At 73.9% G+C, this 1,995-nt stretch carries 3 protein-coding genes; 1 reads left to right on the top strand and 2 read right to left on the bottom strand.

The window, feature by feature from the left end:
- Positions 1 to 179 precede the first annotated feature (179 nt).
- Positions 180 to 680, bottom strand: coding sequence for a DUF6624 domain-containing protein (locus AB0C29_RS45755; RefSeq protein WP_360834272.1), 501 nt, complete (start codon positions 678 to 680; stop codon positions 180 to 182).
- A gap of 79 nt (positions 681 to 759) precedes the next feature.
- Positions 760 to 1,647 (bottom strand): EamA family transporter, encoded by an 888-nt coding sequence (locus AB0C29_RS45750; RefSeq protein WP_360834270.1) that lies wholly within the window; start codon positions 1,645 to 1,647, stop codon positions 760 to 762.
- 84 nt (positions 1,648 to 1,731) lie between these two features.
- Between AB0C29_RS45750 and AB0C29_RS45745 the strand changes: the two genes are divergently transcribed.
- Positions 1,732 to 1,995 (top strand): LysR family transcriptional regulator (locus AB0C29_RS45745; protein WP_360834268.1); only part of this gene is annotated, 264 nt, incomplete at its 3' end.

Genomic DNA, 1,995 nt, shown 5'->3' with positions numbered 1-1,995 from the left:
CCCCACCGGGCCGCAGCCGGCCAGCAGCACCGTCAGGACCAGCACCGCGGTACGGCCACCGGCGCGCGACATGGGACTTCCCTTCGGCAGGCAACAGGTGTTGTGCGAAGGGAAGGACTGCCGGGGGCCGCGGAAGGTTGATCTTCCGGGCCGTCAACCTTTTCGGGCCGTCACTCGTCTCAGGCGGGGGCGTGCCGGGCGGTGTGCACGGCGAACGGGGCCAGGCCGACCTCGGCGCGGCGCTCGTCCAGGCCGTCCGGGTCCTCGATCGGCCACGGCACCGGGGCGCCGTCGGCCACCCCGGCGATCTGGGTGCCGTAGACCTGCGGACGGCCCTCGTTGACCAGCACCCGGTCCCGCAACATGGCCAGCGCCGACGGGTCGGCCTCCCCCGCCGCGACGGCTGCGCTGAGCAGGGGCAGCACCCGGCGTTGCAGGTCGAGCTGCTGGTCCGCGTGCTGGGCGATGAGGAAGGCCCGGCGCGCGGCCTCCGCGCCGACCAGGGTCACGGTGGGCCAGCCGTACGCGTCCAGCAGCTCGGCGAGGCGGTCGGCGTTGCGCACCGTGACCCGCCGGTGGGCCAGCCGCCCGGCCGGGTCCCCGCCCAGCGCGCCGGCCTGCAGGTCGCGGTCCTCATCGGTCAGGGTGATCAGTTCCCGGGCGAGGTCGTCGTTCGTCATGGGCGTCAACGCTAGGACGCGCGACATGCGGGACAGCCGGGAACCACCCGCGGGGCCGCCGGCGGCGCTCTGCGATGATTTACACCGGGGCCGGCACAGGCTCGCGGGTTTCGTCGTCACTGTGCTTCCCGGTCGAGCGGGCGCCCGTGCGCTCGGCGCCGATGCCGGCCGCGACCACGAAGGCGATGCCCGCCACCGGCGCCCAGCCGGGCACCTGACCCAGCACCAGCAGGCCGATCAGCAGTGCGAGGGCCGGTTCCAGGCTCATCAGCGTGCCGAAGGCGGCGGTCGTGAGCCGGCGCAGCGCCAGCATCTCCAGCGCGAACGGCACCACCGGCAGCATGATGGCCAGGCCGAAGCCGGCCAGCAGCAGCTGCCAGGTCATCTCCCCCAGCACGGCCGGGCCGGCCACCACGGTGGCCACCAGCGCGGCGACCGGCATCGACACCGCCAGACCCTGCAGCCCGGCCACGTCGTCCCCGACGCGCTGGGTGAGCAGGATGTACGCGGCCCAGCACAACGCCGCGGCCAGCGCGTAGCCGACCCCGACGAGGTCGATGCCGCCGTGCCAGGGCTCGGTCAGCAGCACCACGCCGACCGCCGCCAGCGCGGGCCACAGCTTGGTGCCGCGCCGGCCCCGCACCACGGCCACGCCGAGCGGGCCGAGGAACTCCAGCGCGCTGGCGGTTCCCAGCGGCAGCCGGGCGATGGCCGCCATGAACAGCATGGTCACGCCGGCCGTGACCACGCCCAGGGCGACCGTGTTCAGCAGGCTGGCCCGGGTGAACGAGCGCAGCCGGGGCCGGACGAGCACCAGCAGGATCACGCCGGCCCAGGCCAGCCGCAGCCAGGCCGCGCCCTCCGCGCCGATCCGGTCGAGCAGACCGACGGAGACCGCGAGACCCAGCTGGACGAGGACCATCGAGGCGAGCGCCATCGACGCTCCGGTCCGTGCTTGTGAACGCATGCCGACAAGTACAACCCCGGGACACCGTTCATGTCCACGTGCCGATGATGGACATACCGTTCGGCATTGACTGACAATGGCGGGATGGACACCCGCCGCCTGCGGTTATTGGTGGAACTGTCGCGGCTGGGCTCGATGCGAGCCGTCGCCGACGAGTTGCACATCACCACCTCGACCGTGTCGCAGCAGCTCGCCGTGCTGGCCCGCGAGGCCGGTGCGGTGCTGATCGAGCCGGACGGCCGGCGGGTCCGGCTCACCCCGGCCGGACAGCGCCTGGCCGGGCACGCGGTCACCATCCTGGCCGCGGTCGAGGCGGCCCGGCTCGACCTGGATCCGCTGGCCGAGCCG

Origin of the sequence: Actinoplanes sp. NPDC048791 (assembly GCF_040650095.1) — a bacterium.
Lineage (GTDB): Bacteria > Actinomycetota > Actinomycetes > Mycobacteriales > Micromonosporaceae > Actinoplanes.
The sequence above is the reverse complement of the archived record's forward strand: the minus strand, read 5'-3'. Positions and strand labels throughout refer to the sequence as shown.